The sequence below is a fragment of the Streptococcus sp. KHUD_012 genome (genome assembly GCF_052588255.1).
This window is the reverse complement of sequence record NZ_CP159355.1, coordinates 1,784,867-1,805,177: the sequence shown is the minus strand read 5'-3', so window position 1 is coordinate 1,805,177 and position 20,311 is coordinate 1,784,867. Positions and strand designations below refer to the sequence as shown.

Annotated in this window: 18 protein-coding genes and 1 other RNA gene; 16 read left to right on the top strand and 3 right to left on the bottom strand. The window is 41.3% G+C overall.

From position 1 onward, the window contains the following. Window positions 1-87 precede the first annotated feature (87 nt). Both pbp1a and recU read right to left on the bottom strand, forming a co-directional pair. The gene (pbp1a, locus tag ABVF55_RS08785) at window positions 88-2,202 is read right to left on the bottom strand and encodes a penicillin-binding protein PBP1A (RefSeq protein ID WP_445285242.1); all 2,115 of its coding nucleotides are present in this window, start codon (window positions 2,200-2,202) and stop codon (window positions 88-90) included. Further along, entirely contained in the window at window positions 2,203-2,796 is a 594-nt protein-coding gene (gene recU, locus ABVF55_RS08780) for a Holliday junction resolvase RecU (protein WP_445285241.1), read from the bottom strand. Window positions 2,797-2,860: 64 nt separating this feature from the next. Here recU and ABVF55_RS08775 point away from each other — a divergent pair, with 64 nt between their 5' ends. The 5 genes from ABVF55_RS08775 (at window position 2,861) to ABVF55_RS08755 (ending at window position 6,841) form a co-directional block, all read left to right on the top strand. Beyond that, on the top strand, window positions 2,861-3,388 hold the full coding sequence (locus ABVF55_RS08775) for a DUF1273 domain-containing protein (RefSeq protein ID WP_445285240.1): 528 nt from the start codon (window positions 2,861-2,863) through the stop codon (window positions 3,386-3,388). A 69-nt stretch (window positions 3,389-3,457) separates the two neighbouring features. After that, complete coding sequence (gene gpsB, locus ABVF55_RS08770; RefSeq protein WP_003010351.1) at window positions 3,458-3,799, top strand: cell division regulator GpsB; 342 nt, start codon at window positions 3,458-3,460, stop codon at window positions 3,797-3,799. A gap of 16 nt (window positions 3,800-3,815) precedes the next feature. Next, an RNA gene (gene rnpB, locus ABVF55_RS08765) (RNase P RNA component class B) lies at window positions 3,816-4,181 on the top strand. A 66-nt stretch (window positions 4,182-4,247) separates the two neighbouring features. Further along, a complete protein-coding gene (locus tag ABVF55_RS08760) occupies window positions 4,248-5,405 on the top strand; it encodes a THUMP domain-containing class I SAM-dependent RNA methyltransferase (RefSeq protein ID WP_445285239.1) in 1,158 nt (385 codons plus the stop codon). 11 nt (window positions 5,406-5,416) lie between these two features. Then, entirely contained in the window at window positions 5,417-6,841 is a 1,425-nt protein-coding gene (locus ABVF55_RS08755; RefSeq protein ID WP_445285238.1) for a cell division site-positioning protein MapZ family protein, read from the top strand. 229 nt (window positions 6,842-7,070) lie between these two features. Here ABVF55_RS08755 and ABVF55_RS08750 read toward each other — a convergent pair whose 3' ends face one another. Then, on the bottom strand, window positions 7,071-7,553 hold the full coding sequence (locus tag ABVF55_RS08750; protein WP_009732333.1) for an S-ribosylhomocysteine lyase: 483 nt from the start codon (window positions 7,551-7,553) through the stop codon (window positions 7,071-7,073). Window positions 7,554-7,787: 234 nt separating this feature from the next. Between ABVF55_RS08750 and ABVF55_RS08745 the strand changes: the two genes are divergently transcribed. The 11 genes from ABVF55_RS08745 to ABVF55_RS08695 all read left to right on the top strand — a co-directional run bounded on the left by ABVF55_RS08745 (window position 7,788) and on the right by ABVF55_RS08695 (window position 20,280). Beyond that, window positions 7,788-9,395: a ribonuclease Y gene (locus ABVF55_RS08745; protein ID WP_445285237.1), complete on the top strand. Its 1,608-nt coding sequence runs from the start codon at window positions 7,788-7,790 to the stop codon at window positions 9,393-9,395. A 106-nt stretch (window positions 9,396-9,501) separates the two neighbouring features. Next, on the top strand, window positions 9,502-10,134 hold the full coding sequence (gene gmk / locus ABVF55_RS08740; protein WP_003003905.1) for a guanylate kinase: 633 nt from the start codon (window positions 9,502-9,504) through the stop codon (window positions 10,132-10,134). 25 nt (window positions 10,135-10,159) lie between these two features. Next, on the top strand, window positions 10,160-10,474 hold the full coding sequence (gene rpoZ, locus ABVF55_RS08735) for a DNA-directed RNA polymerase subunit omega (protein ID WP_003010339.1): 315 nt from the start codon (window positions 10,160-10,162) through the stop codon (window positions 10,472-10,474). A 63-nt stretch (window positions 10,475-10,537) separates the two neighbouring features. After that, window positions 10,538-12,946: a primosomal protein N' gene (locus tag ABVF55_RS08730; protein WP_445285236.1), complete on the top strand. Its 2,409-nt coding sequence runs from the start codon at window positions 10,538-10,540 to the stop codon at window positions 12,944-12,946. An 11-nt stretch (window positions 12,947-12,957) separates the two neighbouring features. Next, window positions 12,958-13,893, top strand: coding sequence for a methionyl-tRNA formyltransferase (gene fmt, locus ABVF55_RS08725; RefSeq protein WP_445285235.1), 936 nt, complete (start codon window positions 12,958-12,960; stop codon window positions 13,891-13,893). After that, a complete protein-coding gene (gene rsmB / locus ABVF55_RS08720) occupies window positions 13,883-15,196 on the top strand; it encodes a 16S rRNA (cytosine(967)-C(5))-methyltransferase RsmB (protein ID WP_023920307.1) in 1,314 nt (437 codons plus the stop codon). Before fmt ends, rsmB begins: the two co-directional genes overlap by 11 nt. 21 nt (window positions 15,197-15,217) lie before the next feature. Beyond that, the gene (locus ABVF55_RS08715; RefSeq protein WP_021154558.1) at window positions 15,218-15,958 is read left to right on the top strand and encodes a Stp1/IreP family PP2C-type Ser/Thr phosphatase; all 741 of its coding nucleotides are present in this window, start codon (window positions 15,218-15,220) and stop codon (window positions 15,956-15,958) included. Next, window positions 15,955-17,826, top strand: coding sequence for a Stk1 family PASTA domain-containing Ser/Thr kinase (gene pknB / locus ABVF55_RS08710; protein WP_445285234.1), 1,872 nt, complete (start codon window positions 15,955-15,957; stop codon window positions 17,824-17,826). The genes ABVF55_RS08715 and pknB overlap by 4 nt, the downstream gene beginning before the upstream one ends. 116 nt (window positions 17,827-17,942) lie before the next feature. Then, window positions 17,943-18,638: a cell wall-active antibiotics response protein LiaF gene (gene liaF, locus ABVF55_RS08705; protein ID WP_003003865.1), complete on the top strand. Its 696-nt coding sequence runs from the start codon at window positions 17,943-17,945 to the stop codon at window positions 18,636-18,638. Next, window positions 18,635-19,651, top strand: a complete 1,017-nt coding sequence (locus ABVF55_RS08700) for a sensor histidine kinase (protein WP_118096436.1) — start codon at window positions 18,635-18,637, stop codon at window positions 19,649-19,651. The genes liaF and ABVF55_RS08700 overlap by 4 nt, the downstream gene beginning before the upstream one ends. Beyond that, complete coding sequence (locus ABVF55_RS08695) at window positions 19,648-20,280, top strand: response regulator transcription factor (RefSeq protein ID WP_003004009.1); 633 nt, start codon at window positions 19,648-19,650, stop codon at window positions 20,278-20,280. The genes ABVF55_RS08700 and ABVF55_RS08695 overlap by 4 nt, the downstream gene beginning before the upstream one ends. The last annotated feature ends 31 nt before the right edge of the window (window positions 20,281-20,311 follow it).

Sequence of the window (20,311 nt, the reverse complement as noted above, 5' to 3'; positions counted from 1 at the left end):
TAACTAAATAAATCAGATTTTATTCGTTCTGGTTTTTTAACCATTGTTTTAAAAAAAGCCGGGCAAAAGCCCGACTTCTCTGTTATATTATTCGTTATGATTGTTAGAGTCTTGCGAAGAAGGCTCAGATGGTTTAGATGGATTTTCTTCGTTCGAAGAGCTAGACGATGGTTCTTCATACGAATACTGATCAGTGGAATAACTTGGCTCATAGTAGTAGTTATTGTAGTTGTTCTTACCATTGTTTAAGTAGAGATAAGAACCACTTCGATACAGTCCACTTGGTTGCGTCCAATCCGTATGACCAGAGTTATTATTATTAGCAAGATAGAGCATCATTTGACGGTAGACATCCGTTGCGACCTGTATTCCATTATCCAATACTGGTGTAAAGCGATTGGAATAACCTGTCCATACTGCCATGGCATATTCAGGAGTGTAGCCTACAAACAATTCATCCGGTGTTACAATATTTGAATAAGCATTTTTTGTCAATTTACCGATTTCGTTATCAGCATAGTTTGATGTACCTGTCTTACCAGCTTGGTAGATTCCCGAAATGGCAGCATTTGTACCGGTACCAGACAAGAGAACTGTCTTCATCATATCTGTCATCATGTAGGCAGTTGTTGCTTTCATTGCACGAGTTCCTTCGGACTCAAATTCCTTGGTTGTACCATCACTAAAGACAACCCGACTAACATAGGATGGTTTGTAATAGGTACCGCCATTGGCAAAAGCAGCATAGGCAGCTGCCATTTTCTCACTGCTGGCTCCGTATTTGTTGCTAGAATCGCTAGTGTTACTCGAGATAGCGTTGGCGTAAACCATTTCTGGGTAATCGATCCCTAATCCATTGAGGAATTTCTTAGCTTGTTTAAGACCAACTTTTTCCAGGGCCTTCACCGCAGGCACGTTACGAGATTGTTGAATTGCGTAGGTAATGGACATGCTACCATAGTATGAACGGTCCCAGTTGTAGACAGGCGTTGATGAATGAGGGAAGTTGTATGGCGCATCTGTTGTAGTAGCTGCTGTAGAGGTATATTCCTCATGTTCAAGAGCTGGTGCGTAATCTGTGATTGGTTTCATTGTTGAACCCCAGTCACGGTTCGTTTCAACCGCTTGGTTTGTACCAAAGGAAACATTGCTGGATTGGTGACGAGAACCCAGCTGAGCAATGACTTTACCAGTATTGACATCAATAACGGTAGAAGCTACTTGCATTTCATCATCCGGGTAATTGACATATTCATCTGTATTGTAGATATCCCATAGTTTCTTTTGAGCTTCTGTATCCACGTTTGTATAGACAACCATTCCGGTTGTCAACAAATTGTAGCCCGTTTCTTCTTCGACTTGCTCGATCACTTCTTTTAGGTAATTATCCATATAGGCTGGGTAACTGCTTGAAGAACTGAGACTTTGCAGACCATCTGTAACAGGTGTATTGACCGCTGCTTCGTATTGTTTGTTAGAAATGGTCTTCATATCGAGCATTTCTTTTAATACTAAGTTTCGGCGCTGTTGCGCTGCTTCAGGATGGGAGTATGGATCGTATTGGTTTGGTGCTTGGGGCATCCCCGCAAGGAGTGCCAATTGAGGGAGCGAAAGATCTTTTAGATCTTTTCCGTAATAACTTTTCGCAGCTGTCTGCATTCCGTAGTTCCCATTCGCCATAAATACTTTATTGACGTAATAGGTCAAGATTTCTTGTTTGGTTGCTTTCTTTTCTAGTTGGGTTGCTAACCAAGCTTCTTGGATCTTACGAGAGAGGGTACGGTCAGAGGCTGAAGTGGAGAAATAGGTTAACTTGATCAATTGTTGCGTCAAGGTTGACCCACCTTGACTTCCTCCTCGCAAGTTGTGAAGGAAGGAACCGCCGATCCGAATGATGTCGACCCCACGGTGATTGAAGAAACGGTGGTCTTCAATCGCAACGATAGCATTGACCAAATCAGTAGGGATTTCATTGGCTGTGACATTGATTCGTTTCTCAGCTCCCAAATCCGCGATCAAGTTATTTTGGTTGTCATAGATCTTACTAGATGTTGTTGCAACCAAATCTTTTTCAGACAAGGTTGGCGCCTTCATGGCATAATAACCGAAGATCAATCCACCAAGGACAAATAAAAGTAAGAAAAATGAAATGGCTGCAATAGCAAGATATTTTAACCATTGAATGACTGTTTGTTTGTTCATTTAAATACCGCCTAGAAGTTTCTGTTCGATAATATCGAGATAAGGTACGCTTGGAAGGCGATCCCTATCTAGAAGAAATCCATGCTCTTGGATATACGAGAGAGGCATAGATTTACTGCCATGATCGATGTTGTAATAGCCTACGAGTGCAGGAGCCGGAAGTAAGTATGTTTCATTTAATTTTGCAAAATGCAAGAGAACGAAACAGATACCACCTTGCTGGACAACCGCTTCCATATGATCGATCTGATGTTGATGAAAATTTTTCATCGGCATGGACTGTTTTTGCTGTGTTTCCTTAGCTTCAAAATCGATATAGCGTCCCTTGTATACTCCAGAATAGTCCGTCGTTGAGGCTTGCCTGAAATAGGCTTCAACAATCTTTGCCCGACTGCGACGTGGATAATCCACTTTCACGATTTGAATCGGTGTTGGTTTTTTATGGATGACAGCTAGACCTCGAGAAAGATAGTATTGATTGCTTTCATTGATCATTTTTTCAAATGTCATCCCACGATTCGCAAAGTCGACTGGATGTTTCCTTTGTGTAGAGACCAAGGTTTTTTTGGCTACTTTATGTGGATAGTTGACCATAGTTCTCCTTATTGGTACAATTACATCACTCTATTATATCATAAATTAGAATAATGAGGAAAAAATGAATACCATACTTGTTGCAGGTTATAAGAGTTTTGATGTGGGCGTCTTTTCCAATAAAGACCCTCGACTGGCCATTATCAAAAAAGCCATTGAAAGAGATCTTCGTCGTCTATTTGAAGAAGGAGTGAAATGGCTGGTCTTTTCTGGTAATTTGGGATTTGAGGCTTGGGTACTAGAGGTCGCCTTTGCATTAAAAAAAGATTACGATTTTCAAATGGCGACGATCTTCCTATTTGAGAATGTTGGCGAAAATTGGAATGAAAGCAATCAGGAATTATTAGCACGCTTCAAACAGGTGGATTTCGTGAAATATGCCTATCCCCACTATAGCAATCCGGGTCAACTAAAAGAATACAATCAGTTTTTGATAGATAACGCGGATGGAGCTTACCTTTTTTATGATCCAGAAAATGAAACCAATTTAAAATATCTTTACAAAATGATGGTAGAAAAAGAACCATTTTATGTCAAACAATTAAGTTTTGATGACTTAAATGAACTTGCTGAAAATTTTTACGAAAACTAAGTGTTATACCTTGATTTTTCTTACCATTTTTTTATATAATTGAGATGATGAACTAGATTGGAGAGAGTAATGGCGAGTATTATTTTTACTGCGAAAGATATTTTTGATCAAGATTTCAAACGAGAAGTTCGTGGTTATAATAAAGATGAAGTAAATGAATTTTTGGATGATGTCATAAAAGACTATGAAACCTATGCTGCTTTGGTGAAGGAATTGCGTGAAGAAAACGCTCGTCTTCGTGAAGAACTTGCCCAAAAAGCACAGGAAACACCACAAACATCTCCGATTGCTAGCACCGCTACGCAAGAATTCCCGCAAGTGACAACAGCGACGAACTTTGATATACTCAAACGTCTCAATCGTTTGGAAAAAGAAGTTTTTGGGAAACAGATCGTAGATCGCGATTATTAATCCCATAGTTTGTGCAATTTTTGGATAATCGCGTGAGAGAATCCTCTCATGAGGAAAGTCCATGCTAGCACAGGCTGTGATGCCTGTAGTGTTTGTGCTAGGTGAATCCATAAGCCTAGGGACTTGGTATTCAAGTTACGGCGAGTGAAGGAGCTAAGTCTAAGGATAAGCTCTAGTAACTCTGAAAGTGCCACAGTGACGTAGTTTTTAGGGAAACCTAAAAAGTGGAACGCGGTAAACCCCTCAAGCTAGCAACCCAAACTTTGGTCGGGGCATGGAATGCGTGGAAACGAACATAGCATTCTGACTGGAAACAGTAGACAGATGATTATCGAAGGAAATGGTACCTAGTCATTTCTGGAACAAAACATGGCTTATAGAAAATTGCATATAGGTTGATGAGGTGGAGAGAGATCTCAACCTCCTTTTTTAAAGTGATAGGAATAAGATGAAAAAACAATTTGAATTGATTGCAACGGCCGCTGCTGGCTTAGAGGCTGTTGTTGGTCGAGAACTACGCGATCTTGGCTACGATTGCCAGGTCGAAAATGGACGGATTCGATTTCAAGGAGACCGTCGAGCAATCATAGAGACCAATCTCTGGTTGCGCGCGGCTGATCGAGTAAAAATTGTGGTTGGGATTTTTCCAGCCAAAACCTTCGAAGAACTCTTTCAAGGTGTCTTTGCTTTGGATTGGGAAAATTATTTGCCTTTAGGAGCACGTTTTCCTATTTCTAAGGCTAAATGTGTCAAATCAAAACTCCATAATGAACCTAGCGTTCAGGCCATTTCGAAAAAAGCAGTGGTTAAAAAGTTACAAAAACACTATGCCCGACCAGAAGGTGTTCCTCTCATGGAAAATGGGGCAGAGTTCAAGATCGAAGTATCGATCCTTAAAGACCAAGCCACTGTCTTGATTGACACCACTGGTAGTAGCCTCTTCAAACGTGGTTATCGGAATGAAAAAGGGGGAGCCCCTATTAAGGAAAATATGGCAGCAGCAATTCTTCTGCTGTCAAACTGGTATCCAGATAAGCCCTTGATTGACCCGACATGTGGTTCTGGAACGTTTTGTATTGAGGCGGCGATGATTGCGAGAAATATGGCACCTGGTTTACGTCGGACCTTTTCTTTTGAAGAATGGAACTGGATGGATGATCGCTTGATTCATGAAGTCCGTCAAGAAGCAAGCAGAAAAATCAATCGTGAGGTCGAATTGGATATTATGGGAACCGATATCGATGCACGGATGGTTGAGATTGCCAAAGAAAATGCCCAGAAAGCGGGCGTTAGCAGTGACATTACTTTTAAACAAATGCGAGTCCAAGATCTTCACTCGGATAAGATCAACGGGGTGATTATCTCCAACCCTCCATATGGAGAACGCTTATCCGATGATGAGGGTGTGACGAAATTGTATACTGAAATGGGGCACGTATTTGCACCTCTCAGAACCTGGAGTAAATTCATCTTAACCAGTGATGAAGGTTTTGAATCTAAATTCGGTAGTAAAGCAGATAAAAAACGAAAACTTTATAACGGAACCCTAAAAGTTGATCTCTACCAATATTTTGGGGAACGAGTAAAACGGCAGATTAAGGCATAGAAAGGATTTTTATGACAGAGAAGGATAAAAAGCCATTAGAGCAAGAAACAGAATCAATTTTAGAGTTTGAAGATGCTAAAGAGATGACGATTGGGCAGGCCAATCGAAAAGCAGAAGAAATCGAAGCAGGTGTTACTGAAGGTGATAATGTCTTAGACAAATACATCAAACAACACCGAGCAGAAATTGAAGCTGAAAAATACGATACAAAAATTTTGGCCAAAGAAGAATTGGCTAAAGCTGAAGAGTTGGCAGCTACAGAAACAGTTGCTGAAGTAGCTGAAGCAGTGGAGGCGCCGGAAGTGACGGAAACGGTCTTGGAACAAAGGCCTGAAATGGATGCTATCTCAACTGAATTACCTGCTAAGATTAAATTTGGTCCCACACCAACTGAACCAATTGTAGAAGCTGAGGAACTTCCTGAGGAAACACCAAGCAATGCGGGTAAACGAATCAAAGCGGTTCTATACTCTGCATTAGGTCTTGCGATTGTCGGTTCGGCCATTTTTGTGACCTATAACTGGATGCACAGTCGTGGAAAATCTGGTGGTACAACTGTTGTATCGTCTTCATCTAGCAAGTCATCTTCTACTTCTAAATCAAGTAGCAGTGAAACACAAGCTCAAAAACTAGAAGAGTTTACCAAAGCCTACGATGCCTTTTTTGTAGATGAATCAAAAAGTGCTCTTAAAAATGATAAATTTGGAGACTTGGAAAATCTTAAGAAACTGCTGGACAAATTAGAAGGAAGCAGTGATTATAATGCGGCTAAAACAAAATATGAAGACCTTGTGAAGCAAGTTTCTGCTATTCAAAAAGTGAATTCTCAATTTAGTTCTCCAGTCATCAAAGATGGAGTTCTTGATACAACTGCCAAAGCGAAAAGTGATGCGACCTTTGCAGAAACAAAGACAGGCAATGAAAAATTAGATAGCTTATTGAATGATGCGGTTGCGCAAGGACGTTCACAACAAGTTGCGACACCGGCACCAGTGACAGGAACAGGTGGTACAGATACTTCTAATGCAACTCCAGCCCCAGCTCAAGCAGCAACGCCTACGGCCCCAACTGTCAATGCTGCTACAGGTAGTACAGGAACGGCAAACCCAGGCTATTCAGGGTACGGTCTTCCAAGCGATGGTGTCCCACTTCAGCGGAACTTGAGTCGTGTGCCGTATAACCAAGCAGCTATCAATGATGTCAATAACCCAGCTTGGGTGTTTGGTGATGGGATCCTTGAAAAAGTATTGAACATTGCTCGTAAACGCGGACATATCACTGGCAATCAATACATTTTAGAGCGTGTCAATATCATTAATGGTAATGGCTATTACAACCTCTTCAAACCAGATGGAACCTATCTCTTTAGTATCAATGCCAAAACTGGTTATTTCGTAGGAAACGGAAAAGGTCATTCAGATGCTCTGGATTATTAATGCTTGATCAGACATCCCCTTTTTGGGAAAAATGACAATAAAAAAGAGAGTGGGACAGAAATCGGTAATTCGTTAGAATTCGATTTCGTCGTCCCACCTCCGCACAGTTGAGTAGGGCTGTAAAAGCTGATGAAATCAGCGTAGTAGAGCCCACTCAACCACTGCGTCTTGCTCGACAATCCAAAAATAATTGAGAGGCTAGGACTTTTGTCCCAGCCTCTTTTTCGTATTAAACAAGATGACGTTCAAATGGATCATCTGAGATTCCTTGATCTAGAATCAAGCGACACCATTCTTTGGCTGAGAAGAGGCTGTGATCCTTGTAATTTCCGCAAGACTCAATGGTTGTGCCTGGGACATCCTCCCAAGTGCTGATAGAAGCAATTTCTTCTAGAGAATCTTTAATCACTTTAGCAATTTCCGTACTTGAATGCTGTCCCCACATGATCATATGAAAACCGGTGCGACATCCAAATGGGGAACAATCAATCATTCCATCGATGCGTTTGCGAATAAGCATTGCAAGAAGGTGCTCGATCGTGTGGAGTCCTGCCGTTGGAATCGCATTTTCATTGGGTTGCACCAGACGAATATCGAAGTTAGAGATGATGTCTCCTTTGGGTCCAGTTTCTTCCCCAATCAAGCGTACATAGGGAGCCTTCACAGCTGTGTGGTCCAATTCAAAACTTTCAACAATTACTTCTTTTGTCATACTCAAATCCTTCTTTGTTTTTCTTGATTATAGCATAAAAAAGCAGATTCAACAAAGTGGAAATAAATGAATGTCTCACAGATGTTCCATGAAAGAAAAGTCGATAAAAGAACAAGCGTTAAGCAAAAATATAAAAGGTTTTTCCTGTTTTTTTAGATTGTTAATTTTAGTAATTTATGGTAAAATGTAAAAGAATTTTTAATTCAACTAATTAAATAGATTTGGGGTAAAAGCATGAATTTTGTTATTACAGGTGTTTTTGCCGCGGTCATTGGTTTAGTCATTGGATATGTGGGAACTGCTCTTAAAATGAAAGCTTCAAAAGAAGCTGCGGAACTCACCCTTTTGAATGCTGAACAAGAAGCAACGAATTTACGTGGACAGACTGAACGCGAAGCCGATTTGATTTTAAAAGAGGCGAAGCATGAGTCAAGTTCACTTAAAAAAGAAGCACTTTTGGAGGCAAAGGAAGAAGCCAGAAAATATCGTGAAGAGGTCGATGCTGAGTTTAAGTCAGAACGACAAGAATTGAAGCAATTAGAAAGCCGTTTGGCAGAACGTGCTAGCAATCTTGATCGCAAAGACGACATTTTAACAAGCAAAGAACAGTCTCTTGAACACAAAGAGCAAAGTCTTACAGATAGAACTAAACACATTGATGCGCGTGAACAACAGCTGGAAGAGCTTGAACACAAGAAAGTAGAAGAACTGGAACGTGTCGCTGCTCTAAGTCAAGGAGAAGCGCGTGACATTATTTTGAGTCAGACGGAAGAGCAACTTTCAAAAGAAATTGCCTCACGGATTCGTGATGCTGAATTGGAAGTGAAAGAACGTTCTGATAAAATCGCAAAAGACATTCTCGTGCAAGCTATGCAGCGAATGGCGGGTGATTTTGTTGCTGAGCAAACAAACTCAACCGTTCATTTGCCGGACGATAGTATGAAGGGTCGGATTATCGGTCGTGAAGGTCGCAATATTCGTACCTTTGAGAGTTTGACAGGTGTCGATGTGATTATTGATGATACGCCTGAAGTGGTGACCTTGTCAGGGTTTGATCCGATTCGTCGTGAAATCGCCCGCATGACAATGGAGAGCCTTCTCAAAGATGGTCGGATCCATCCAGCCCGCATCGAAGAGCTGGTTGAGAAGAACCGCCAGGAAATTGACAACCGGATTCGTGAATACGGTGAGGCGGCTGCCTATGAAATCGGTGCGCCAAACCTCCATCCAGATTTGATGAAAATCATGGGACGGTTGCAATTCCGTACTTCTTATGGTCAAAACGTTTTGCGTCACTCCATTGAAGTTGCCAAACTTTCTGGTATTATTGCTAGCGAGTTGGGTGAAAATGCTACCTTGGCACGACGTGCAGGATTCTTACATGATATCGGTAAAGCGATTGACCGTGAAGTGGAAGGAAGTCACGTCGAGATTGGAACTGAATTGGCACGGAAGTACAAGGAACACCCAGTGGTGGTCAATACCATTGCCAGTCACCATGGGGACGTGGAACCAGAAAGTGTCATTGCAGTCATTGTCGCTGCGGCGGATGCCTTGAGTGCAGCTCGACCTGGAGCACGAAGTGAGTCACTTGAAAGCTACATCAAACGCTTGCAAGATCTTGAAGAAATTGCAAATAGTTTTGAAGGAGTTAAGACAAGTTTCGCCCTTCAAGCGGGTCGTGAAATCCGTATTATGGTTAGCCCTGAGGCAATCAAGGATGATAAAGTGACGATCTTAGCTCATGATATTCGTGAGAAGATCGAGTCCAATCTTGAATATCCTGGAAACATTAAGGTTACCGTTATTCGAGAATTGCGTGCAGTCGATTACGCAAAATAAACAAAAAGCTTGAGATCTAGCATCTCAAGCTTTTTGAATGAAAAAATCAGTTGAAAATTAGGCCGATTTTTGTTACACTAGATAGAAAGACATTGAAGGAGAAATCATGGCGGATCGTGGCTTATTAATCGTATTTTCTGGCCCTTCGGGGGTTGGAAAAGGAACGGTCAGACGAGAAATTTTTGAAAACTCGGACAATCAGTTTCAGTATTCTGTATCGATGACGACGCGTGCACAACGTCCAGGTGAAGTGGATGGTGTCGACTATTTTTTCCGTACACGTGAAGAATTTGAAGATTTGATCCGTCAAGGGCAAATGTTGGAGTATGCTGAGTACGTTGGAAATTACTATGGGACTCCTTTAACCTATGTGAATGAAACCTTGGACAAAGGAATCGATGTATTCCTTGAAATTGAAGTTCAGGGTGCACTTCAAGTAAAGAAGAAAGTTCCAGATGCAGTTTTTATTTTCTTAACTCCGCCTGATTTGGATGAATTGCAGGATCGATTAGTAGGTCGCGGGACAGATAGTGCAGAAGTTATTGCGCAACGGATTGAAAAAGCAAAAGAAGAAATCGCAATGATGCGTGAATATGACTACGCCATTGTGAACGACGAGGTTCCTCTTGCTGCTGAGCGTGTCAAACGTGTGATCGAAGCAGAGCATTTCCGTGTAGACCGTGTCATTGGCCATTATCTGGATATGTTACCAAAAACACAAACTATTGTGAAGAGATAAATAATTAGAAATTAGGTATAGGAATATGATGTTAAAACCTTCTATTGATACATTGCTTGACAAAGTACCATCAAAATATTCATTGGTCATTCTTGAGGCAAAACGGGCCCATGAATTGGAAAGTGGTGCAGTACCAACTCAAGAATTCCAATCAGTTAAATCAACATTACAAGCGCTTGAAGAAATCGAGTCTGGGAACGTAGTTGTTCACCCGGATCCAGAAGCAAAACGTGAAGCGCTTCGTCGTCGGATTGAAGCAGAGCGGATTCGCAAAGAAGAAGAAGAGCGCAAAATTAAGGAACAAATTGCCAAAGAAAAAGAAGATGGTGAAAAAATTTAAGGTTGGGGCTTCTCAATCTTATTTTTTGCTATTTAAAGGGTTCCGTGATAAAGTAAAGCTCATATGATAGAGGCTGGAGGTGAAAAAGTGATAGCAAAAGTCATCGTAGATGTCCCATTGATGCAGACAGATAAACCCTATTCTTATCAGATTCCATTAGAATTTGAGGATATGGTGGAGGCAGGTATGCGAGTTCATGTCCCGTTTGGTAAAGGGAATCGCCTCATTCAAGGGATTGTGGTAGATGTTTTAGAAGAGGCAGACACAAGCGAGGAATTAAAAGCGATTGTGGAGGTCTTGGATTACACTCCGGTCTTAAATCAAGAGCAGTTCTGGTTGGCAGATCAATTACGAAAAAGTGTTTTTTCTTATAAGATCACGATTTTAAAAACCATGCTTCCTTCTCTCCTCAATTCGAGTTATGATAAGATTTTGTATCCTCAACCTTCTTTAGATCCCACTCTCAAAGTGAAACTTTTTGGTGAAAAAAATGAAGTTTCTTTTTCTTCTCTAGATGCGGCCGATCAAGCCCAAGTGATGCGGTTGGTCAGAAAAGGAGATTTGGTACTTGAATACAAGGCCAAGGATAAGAAACAAATTAAAACAGAAAAATGGTATCGCGTTAACCAGGAAGGATTAAAAGAACTTCAACTATCAGTGAGAGCTAAAAAAAGGCTAGCATTGAAAGAACGCCTGTTACTAGAGCAAGGGGAGCAACCTTTAGCAGGATTGTATCAGGATTTTTCACGAGAAGTAGTGGCTTATTTTATTGATCAGGGTGTTTTAGAAATTACAGAACGAGAAGTGAATCGGGCGGCTGCATATTATGAAGGCAAAGAGCAGACCCAGGCTCTGCTTTTAAATTCAGAGCAAGCAAAAGCTGTCGAAACAGTAGTTTCTCAAATTGGGAAAACATCAAAGCCTTTTTTATTAGAAGGTGTGACTGGAAGTGGGAAAACAGAAGTTTATCTGCAGATTATTCAGGAAGTTCTAAATAAGAGAAAAACAGCTATCATGTTGGTCCCTGAAATTTCCCTGACACCACAGATGACAGACCGTTTTATCTCGCGTTTTGGTCAGGAAGTAGCCATTCTACACTCGGGTTTATCAAACGGTGAGAAGTATGATCAATGGCGGAAAGTTGAACGTGGGGAGGCTAAGGTAGTCGTTGGAGCGCGCTCAGCCATCTTTGCCCCTTTAAAAAACATCGGAGCGATCATCATTGATGAGGAGCACGAGGCTTCCTACAAACAAGATAGTAATCCACGCTACCACGCAAGGGAAGTCGCAGTCCTAAGGGCTCAGTACAATCAAGCAGTTTTGCTTCTTGGATCTGCTACACCAAGTTTAGAATCGAGGGCTCGTGCAACAAAAGGGGTTTATGAATTAATTCGTCTAACCCAGCGGGCCAATCCGGCAGCCAAAATTCCAGAAGTTAAAGTCGTTGATTTCCGTGATTATATTGGCCAAAATGAAGCTGGTAACTTCACTCCGGTTCTAGTGGAAGCTATTGCTGATCGCTTGCAGAAAAAAGAGCAGGTTGTCTTGATGTTGAACCGCCGTGGTTATTCCAGTTTTGTCATGTGTCGCGAGTGTGGAACTGTAGATACTTGTCCCAATTGTGACATCTCTTTGACCCTCCACATGGATACTAAAACCATGAACTGTCATTATTGTGGCTATAGTAAAGCGATTCCTCGACACTGTCCAAATTGCCAAAGTCCTTCCATTCGTTATTACGGGACAGGAACACAAAAAGCTTATGATGAATTACAAGAGATCTTTCCTGAAGCTAAAATTCTGCGCATGGATGTGGATACCACTCGAAAAAAGGGGAGCCACGCAGCGATATTAGATGCTTTCGGGAATGGAGAAGTGGATATTTTGTTAGGGACGCAAATGATTGCGAAGGGATTGGATTTTCCAAATGTGACGTTAGTGGGTGTCTTGAATGCGGATACTTCTTTAAATTTACCGGATTATCGATCCTCTGAGAGAACCTTTCAACTCTTGACTCAGGTGGCAGGAAGGGCCGGACGAGCAGAGAAAGAAGGAGAGGTTATCATTCAAAGCTACAACCCCAATCATTATGCGATTCGATTTGCCAAAAACCAAGATTATGAAGGTTTTTTTGCCTATGAAATGCAGATTCGCCGGCAGTTAGGCTATACGCCTTATTACTTCACAGTTGGACTAACCCTATCTCATAAGAGTGAGGAAATGGTGATGGAGAAGTCACATCAGGTCATGGAAATTCTCCGATCTGGCTTATCTGATCAGGTCCAAATCTTTGGACCAACACCTAAACCAATTGCACGCACACATAATTTGTATCATTATCAAATCATTGTGAAATATCGTTTCGAAGAAGGCATGACTCAGGTCTTGAATCAAATCTTAGAATTTACACAAGAAAGAGGCAACCAAGATCTACGTGTCAGTATTGATAATGAACCTCAAAGTTTTATGTAAGGAAGAAAGAAATGACAAAATTAATTTTTATGGGAACGCCTGATTTTTCAGCGACGGTTTTAAAGGGATTGTTAGCAGATTCGCGCTATGAAATTTTGGCAGTTGTGACTCAACCAGACCGCAAAGTAGGTCGCAAAAAAGAGATTCGAATGACCCCGGTGAAGCAGGTAGCTTTAGAACATCAACTACCAGTTCTTCAGCCGGAGAAATTATCGGGTAGTCCAGAAATGGAAACTCTCTTAACCCTAGATGCAGATGGAATTGTGACCGCTGCTTTTGGACAATTTTTACCGACAAAATTGTTGGAGAACTTTCAGTTTGCGGTGAATGTCCACGCGTCTTTATTACCTAAATATAGAGGTGGAGCTCCCATTCACTATGCCCTGATCAATGGTGACGAAGAAGCTGGGGTTACAATTATGGAAATGGTCAAGGAAATGGATGCCGGAGACATGATTGCAGCTCGTTCTCTCCCAATTTTAGATGAGGACAATGTGGGAACTTTGTTTGAAAAATTGGCAGTCCTTGGACGTGACTTACTCCTAGATACTTTGCCAGCTTACCTGGCAGGGGAGATCAAGCCATGTCCACAAGATCCAAGTTTGGTCACATTTTCACCGAATATTTTACCGGAAGAAGAGGTTTTGGACTGGACCAAAACCAATCGCCAAGTCTTTAACCAGATTCGGGGAATGAATCCTTGGCCGGTCGCTCATACGTTATTAAATGGTCAACGCTTCAAAGTCTATGAAGCAGAACTATGCGAAGGAAATGGAAATCCAGGAGAAGTGATTGCTTTGACCAAAAAAGAGTTGCTGGTCGCTGCAGGAGAAGGCGCATTGTCCCTTAAAGTTGTGCAGCCAGCAGGAAAACCAAAAATGTCCATCACAGACTTTTTGAATGGCGCTGGCCGTCAATTGAAAGTAGGAGATCACTTTGGAAGTTAAACAAATGAATGCGCGTGAACAGATCGTTCGAGTGCTAGAAGAGGTTTTTGAGCAGGGAGCTTATTCTAATATTGCCCTAAATCAAGCGCTAGAACACTCTCAACTTTCAGATAAAGATAGAAGCTTTGTTACGGAAGTTGTATACGGTACTGTAGCACGGAAGATAACGCTCGAGTGGTATCTCGCCCACGTAATTGAAGACCGGACGAAATTAGATCCTTGGCTCTATTATCTTTTGATGATGAGTTTGTATCAACTTGTCTATTTAGACCGAATTCCCGATCATGCCATCGTCAATGAAGCTGTCCGGATAGCAAAACGTCGTAAAGAAGGCAGTGAGAAGTTTGTCAATGCTATTCTTAGAAAGCTCCTCCGCGAGGGACTACCAGCTATTGATACGATCAAGCGAAAGAACAAACGTTATTCGGTAGAGTATTCCCTACCCGTATGGTTGGTCAAAGCATTGATCGAAGAATACGGTGAAGAACGTGCTGGCGCTATTTTTAAGAGTCTCTATCAACGTAATAAATCCAGTATTCGTGTGATTAATCTAGACGAAAAAGAAGAGTTAGCGCAGCTACTCGAAGCAACCTCCTCTCTACTTGCTCCCTCTGCTCTCGTGAAAGAACAGGGACATTTTGCAGCGCATTCCTTGTTCAAAGAAGGGCACATTACTATTCAAGACGAGTCCAGTCAATTGGTGGCACCGGCTTTGGATTTGCAAGGAGATGAGTGGGTTTTAGATGCCTGTGCGGCGCCAGGTGGAAAGACGACTCACCTGGCTTCTTATCTCACAACTGGGAAAGTCACAGCCTTGGATCTCTATGACCATAAGCTCAAATTGATTCAAGAAAATGCTAATCGGCTCCATGTTGCGGACAAAATTTTGACAAAGAAGTTAGATGCGACAAAAGTCTTTGAAACATTTGGACCTGATGCTTTCGATAAAATTTTGGTGGATGCGCCTTGTTCAGGGATTGGTTTGATCCGGAGAAAGCCTGATATCAAGTACAATAAAGAGAGTGCAGATTTTGTATCTTTACAAGCTATTCAATTGGCCATTCTGGATAGTGTTTGTCAAAGTGTGCGTAAAGGTGGTATAATAGTGTACAGTACGTGTACAATTATGGGTAAAGAGAATTTTGAAGTGGTGGACCAATTTTTGAAAAACCATCCAAATTTCGAACAAGTCCCATTGGATCACGAAAGAAAAGATATTCTTAAAAATGATTGTATCCTTATTACACCCGAATTATATGGAAGCGACGGCTTCTTTATCAGTCGTTTTAAGAGAATCTCATAATATCAGGAGGAAACTGACAGTATGGATATTACGATCTTAACCGATGTAGGTCAAAGACGGACAAATAACCAAGACTATGCAAATCAATATAAAAACAAGGCAGGAAAATCTATGGTTTTACTTGCTGATGGTATGGGAGGACACCGTGCCGGAAATATTGCTAGTGAAATGGCAGTCACAGACCTAGGTGCGGCTTGGGTTTCTTCTGAGATCGAGACGGTTAATCAAGTACGGGAATGGTTTGCAGAACATTTAGAAGCTGTGAACCGTCGGATCCATTTAGCTGGGCAAGATGATGAGCACAAAGGAATGGGAACGACATTGGAAGCCTTGGCTTTTGTAGAAGGGCAAGTGATTTATGCCCATGTTGGAGATTCGCGGATTGGCCTCATTCGTCAGGGCGAATATCAGCAGTTGACCAGTGATCATTCTCTTGTAAATGCTCTTTTGCGAGCAGGTCAAATCACAGAGGAAGAAGCTGCCCATCATCCTCAACGTAACATCATCACTCAGTCCATTGGTCAAAAAGATGAGTTAGAGCCGGATTATGGTTTGGTGACGGTTGAAGCAGATGATTATATTTTGATCAATAGTGACGGTTTAACCAATATGATTGGCCCAGATGAAATCAGAGACATTGTCTTGAGTGATGTTTCACTGGAAGAAAAAGCTCAAACCTTGATTCGTTTTGCCAATAATGCTGGAGGCTTGGATAATATCACCGTTGTACTGCTCCACTTTACTGAGGAGGACGCAGCATGATTCAAATCGGCAAAATTTTTGCCGGGCGATATAAAATCATCCAACAAATTGGACGCGGCGGGATGGCAGATGTTTATCTTGCGCGTGATTTGATTTTGGATGGGGAAGAAGTTGCAGTCAAGGTACTGCGTACGAATTACCAGACGGATCCCATTGCAGTTGCGCGTTTTCAGCGTGAAGCAAAGGCGATGGCAGAGCTGGACCATCCAAATATCGTTCGGATTACAGACATTGGCGAAGAAGAAGGACAACAATACCTTGCAATGGAATATGTTGCAGGTTTAGACTTGAAACGCTATATCAAAGAAAATGCTCCTTTATCAAATGAAGAAGCTGTTCGTTTGATGGGGCAGATCCTTCTAGCTATGCGTCTTGCCCATACGCGTGGCATTATCCATAGAGATTTAAAACCACAGAATGTTCTCTTGACACCAGATGGAACAGCAAAAGTTTCAGACTTTGGGATTGCAGTGGCCTTCGCAGAGACTAGTTTGACTCAGACCAACTCGATGTTGGGGTCGGTTCATTATTTGTCCCCTGAGCAGGCGCGCGGTTCAAAAGCTACGGTGCAAAGTGACATCTACGCGATGGGGATCATTTTCTATGAGATGTTGACAGGACACATTCCTTATGATGGAGATAGTGCAGTTACAATCGCTTTGCAGCATTTTCAAAAGCCACTCCCATCTATTCGGGAAGAGAATAAGAATGTTCCACAAGCTTTAGAAAATGTGGTAATCAAAGCGACAGCTAAAAAACTGACGGATCGCTATAAATCAGTGGCAGAGATGTATGTGGACCTTTCAAGTTGCTTGTCCTATGAGAGAAGAAATGAGAAAAAACTGATTTTTGAAGATCAATCGAAAGCTGATACAAAGACTCTTCCAAAAGTGAGTCCAACTCCAAAGACGGCTCCTGTTCCAATCTCTGAGGTACGCAGTGAAATCAGTTCGGTAGATCCTAATCGACCATTATCTGACCAGCAGACAATGGCACCAAGTAAAAAGCCAAGAAGACGCTTGCGGGCGCGCTACAAGGTCTTGTTTGTTGCCATTGCACTAGTTCTTGCAGCCTTTACTTTTTTGTTGTATATGAGCCCAGCCAATAAAACAGTTCCAGATGTTTCCGGCAAAACCATTGCCGAAGCTAGAGCGGTTATTGAGGGACAAGACCTTCAAGTCGGTGAAGAGAAAGAAGAGTACAGTGATTCGGTTGCAGAAGGCTATGTGATTCGGACCAATCCAAATGCAGGTGCTCAAAAGAAAGAACAAAGTCGCATTGATTTGATTGTTTCAAAAGGTCCAAATAGTTTTGAAATGCCAAACTATGTAGGAGAAACACGAGCTAAAGCAGAGGAAGATCTGAAAAATACTTATAAAGTATCAAGCAAAATGATCACGATTGAAGAAGTTGAGACCTTCGATTATGCTGCAGGGACAGTTCTTGAACAAACCCCAGCTCCAGGAGAGCAATATTCTCTGAATTCAAAAACCAAGATTGTTTTGAAAGTAGCGAAAGAAACGACTTCAATTGAAATGCCAAACTATGTTGGATCAACTTATGATTTTGCTAGAAGTAATTTGATTGAGATCTATGGTATTAAAGAAGCCAATATCGAATTAAGAAAAACGGAACATCTCCCTGATGGGGTAGTTGTTTCTGCCGGTCAAATTGTCAGTCAAACTCCAGAAGTTTCGAGTACGGTGGATATTAACCGAACACGAATTGTTTTGACTGTATATGAGCCTAAAGTGACGGCTTCTTCAAGTACGAAAGCCTCATCAAGTTCAGATGCATCTAGTTCATCCTCTGCTGAACGATCAGATACAGAAAGTTCTAGCAGTAGTGCAACTGGTGGAGATTCATAAATCAGTCTAAGACTCAGATGGATTTCTGAGTCTTTTTGATTGTCTGCTATTATCCAACCACAGACGGAAGTCAAATGAGGAAAAATTTGATAAAATAGGAAAAGATGAGGTAGACTATGTGGAAAATACAAATTTTTATTTTCGTTGAAGCCGTTTTGTTAACATTAGCAGCGATCACCATTTTATCAATCGATTTTTCCAGATTTGTTGTCTTGATGGTTCTCTTTTTGCTCCTTTTATATTACTATTTTGGCAAACAAAAAGCGAATTTTCTATTAATCGCGCTGAGTGTCCTCTTGTTTTTTATCGTGATGCTGAATCCTTTTGTGATTGCAGCCATTTTATTTGCGGTGGTTTATGGTTTATTGATTGCCTACCCTTATATGTATAAGGAAAATGAAGCCGTTGTGTTTGATGTTGAAGAGGATACGAAAATTCGTCAGGAAAAAACTCGATGGATTGGTGATTTACAACATTTTTCAAAGCAAAGTCGGGGGTATCGAGATCTGAATGTGATCCGAGTTTTTGGGAATGACACCCTCCATTTAGAGGAGGTAGCCATTTGCAATTGGGACAATGTAGTGATCATTCGGAAAGGGTTTGGAAATACAAAAATTATCTTACCGATTGATTTGGAATTGCATTTACAAATTAACACCCTGTATGGAGATCTGAAGTTCTTGGATCTTCCTGTCCGTAAAATGAGGAATGAAACCATAGACATTGAAACGGCACATTATCGGAGATCGCACCGTTCTATAAAAATTGTGTTAGTTGGTATTGTTGGGGATGTTGAGGTGATTCGCGCATGAAGAAATTAGACTATCTCCTATTGTATTTCTATTCCCTAATGGTGGTTGCGGTCATTTGTCATACCATTTTCCATTTTGTTGGTTTTCAGTGGGGCAAACTTCTTTCAGATCTTTCCTTGCTTCAGTCATTCCTATTTTTGGTTTTTAGTCTGACGCTTGCATTGACGGCTTTGGTTGTCTTAATTATTAAAATCACGCAATTTGTAACGGTTCATGCAGTACAACAAAAGGTAGAATCTATCCTGACTGCTTCACAGCGAAAAGAAATTGCCCCCAAAGAATTGAATCAACAGTTAGATTTATTGGACAGCAAATTGCTTCGACTAGAAGAAAATTTACAAAAAAGTGAAAATCGTGTGATGCGAAATGAGGAAGAAATTGTGGAAATCGAGCGTAAGAGAATTGCGCGTGATCTACATGACACGGTTAGTCAAGAATTGTTTGCAGCCAATATGATTTTATCTGGAGTGGCAGCACAGGCCCTTGAGTTAGAGAAAAGTCAGATCCAGCAGCAACTAAATGGTGTGTCAGATATTCTAGGTACAGCCCAAAATGATTTACGCGTCTTGCTCCTACATCTTCGTCCTACAGAATTGGAAGGAAAAAGCCTGGTAGAAGGTATGGAGATGATTTTTAGAGAATTGAAGGAAAAGAGTAACCTAACAGTTGTCTTCCATCATAATGACGTGAGCATTCCAAAAGAAATGGAAGAACATCTATTTCGGATCGTCCAAGAAATTGTCAGCAATACCTTGAAACACGCTAGAGCTCAACAAATGGATGTCTTTTTGCATCAGGAAGGAAAACAACTTCATTTACGGATGGTAGATGATGGAATCGGCTTTGAGCAGGAAAAATTGGAACGATTGAGTTATGGGTTGAAAAATATTCAAGAACGTGTAGAGGACATGGCGGGAACCATTAAAATAAGAACGAGTCCCCAAAAGGGAGTGGCTGTGGATATTCGCGTTCCCCTCCTTGTAAAAGATAAAAATGAAAAGGAAACTGTATGAAAGTATTATTAGTAGACGACCATGAAATGGTCCGATTGGGATTGAAAAGCTTTTTGTCCATGCAAACCGATATTGAGCAAGTCTTAGAGGCGAAAAATGGGCAAGAAGGGGTGGAGTTGGCGCTGAAAGAAAGACCAGACGTCATCATCATGGATATTGTGATGCCAGAGCTAAATGGAATCGATGCGACTCTAGCCATCCTAAAAGAGTGGCCGGAAGCTAAAATTGTCATTTTGACGTCTTATTTAGATAACGAAAAGATTTACCCTGTCTTAGATGCCGGTGCAAAAGGGTATATTTTAAAGACCTCGTCAGCGACTGAGATCTTACAGGCTGTCCGAAAGGTTGCAAAGGGAGAATTTGCGATTGAGACAGAAGTTAGTCAAAAAGTTGAGTCACGAAAGAACCATGCTGAATTGCATGATGATTTGACAGCTAGAGAACGAGATATTCTGGCTTTATTGACGAAAGGATATGAAAATCAACGAATAGCAGATGAACTCTTCATTTCTTTAAAAACGGTGAAAACCCATGTTTCCAACATCTTATCGAAATTAGAAGTCAGTGATCGGACGCAAGCAGTCGTTTATGCCTTCCGACACCATCTGGTGAATCAAGAAGATTTTTAAAGGGAAACATGCTATAATAGAGCATGATCAT